This is a genomic window from Streptomyces viridochromogenes, assembly GCF_001270495.1.
GTDB lineage: Bacteria > Actinomycetota > Actinomycetes > Streptomycetales > Streptomycetaceae > Streptomyces > Streptomyces viridochromogenes_A.
In genome coordinates this window covers 1-1539 of the sequence record NZ_LGUR01000001.1, presented here as the reverse complement: position 1 = coordinate 1539, position 1539 = coordinate 1, and the positions used below count along the sequence as shown (strand labels likewise).

The following is a 1539-nucleotide window of genomic DNA, read 5'->3' as shown; positions in this document are numbered from 1 at the left end:
CGTCAACATCACCCGCAGCCGCCTCGGACGCCTCACCCGCCAAGGCTTCCTCACCCAACCCGGACGAGGCCGCTACCAGAAACGGACTTAACACCCACTCAGGAGGCGCGCACCGGGCGCTACTTGCGTGTGGTGACGTAGCGCACGACCGGGCCCCGCCGGTCCATCACGGGTGCCAGGCACCACTGGCACAGCGGGTTCTCTGGGGCCGGCCCTGTGGCGTGAGGAGGAGGCAGGTGAGTCGCTGCAGCTCAACGCCGGTGCTGATGACAATACGGGCCACGACAGGTGTTGTGCTACCGCTGCATCGAGCGATGGCCGACCCTCGGTGGCTTTGTCAACGGGTTCGTGGCCCGCCTGACAACACGGCTGGCTCCACCGGTGTTTGGTGGCAAGGTGATGTGAGCGAGTTTTGCCCGCACTGTCCTGCTTGCGGTGGGAGTATCGATCTGCTCCTCGGCGTGAGGAGGCGTCGATGCGGCCGAAGTCCAAGGCCGTTCTCTCCGCAGCCATCCGGCGGGATTCGCGGATCGATTGGTGGATCGGCCCTGACCCTCAAGTACGACTCCACCGCAGGACGCCCGTGAGGCGTTCGCCGACGCCGCGGATCTCAGTTGAAGATATTGCCGAGCTGGGACACGAGCTCGTCGAAAGCCAGGTTGCCACCCTCACCAGCACCGCCCCGTAAGAACCAGCCTGGGCTATTCCTCGATGTCAGGCCCGGCGCCGTCATTGCCGGATGGCGTCTGCACGCGCGAGACCGTACAAAACGGTGGGGTCCAGGTTCTAGAGCGCACCGACTTTTTGACAGCGTTTCTCGTGCATGATCCAGCGCCAATCCGGCTGCGGCTCACCGCTTTGTCATCTTGCTCAGGGATCGGTCGATCGATTCACACCGGCAGCGCTCGCTTGTTCTCGCCATCGGGCGAGGTTGTTGCGGGTGGTGAGGGTGCGGGGGTGGTCGGGGCCCAGTACTCGCAGCACGTCCTCCAGCAGGTCCTCGTGGGCGGCAGCGGCACCCGCCGCATCACCTGCCTCCCCTCGACACCGGGCAACGTTGTTGCGAACGGCAAGGGTGCCGGGGTGGTCGGGGCCCAGTACTCGCAGCACATCCTCCAGCAGGTCCTCGTACGCGGCAGCAGCCCCCGCCGCATCACCCGCCTTCCCCTGCCAGGTGGCGAGGTTGTTGCGGGTGGAGAGTGTGGCGTGGTGGTCGGGGCCCAGCACCCGCTCGCGGTCGGCGAGCACCTCGGCGTACGCGGCAGCGGCACCCGCCGCATCACCCGCCTCCCCCCGCGACCGGGCAAGGTGGGCGCGGGCGTCGAGTGTTTGGGGGTGGTCGGGGCCCAGCACCCGCTCGCGGTCGGCGAGCACCTCGGCATGCGCGGCAGCGGCACCCGCCGCATCACCCGCCTCCCTCCGCCACCGGGCCAGGTTGCTGCGGGCGGTGAGGGTGTCGGGGTGGTCGGGGCCCAGCACCCGCAGCACGTCTTCCAGCAGGTCCGCGAACGCGGCAGCGGCACCCGCTGCATCACCAGC

At 68.4% G+C, this 1539-nt stretch carries 1 protein-coding gene; it reads right to left on the bottom strand.

Translation table 11 applies throughout. The features are described from left to right. Nucleotides 1-870: 870 nt before the first annotated feature. Nucleotides 871-1539: tetratricopeptide repeat protein (locus ADK36_RS45555; RefSeq protein ID WP_159391066.1), on the bottom strand; the 669-nt coding region annotated here is incomplete at its 5' end.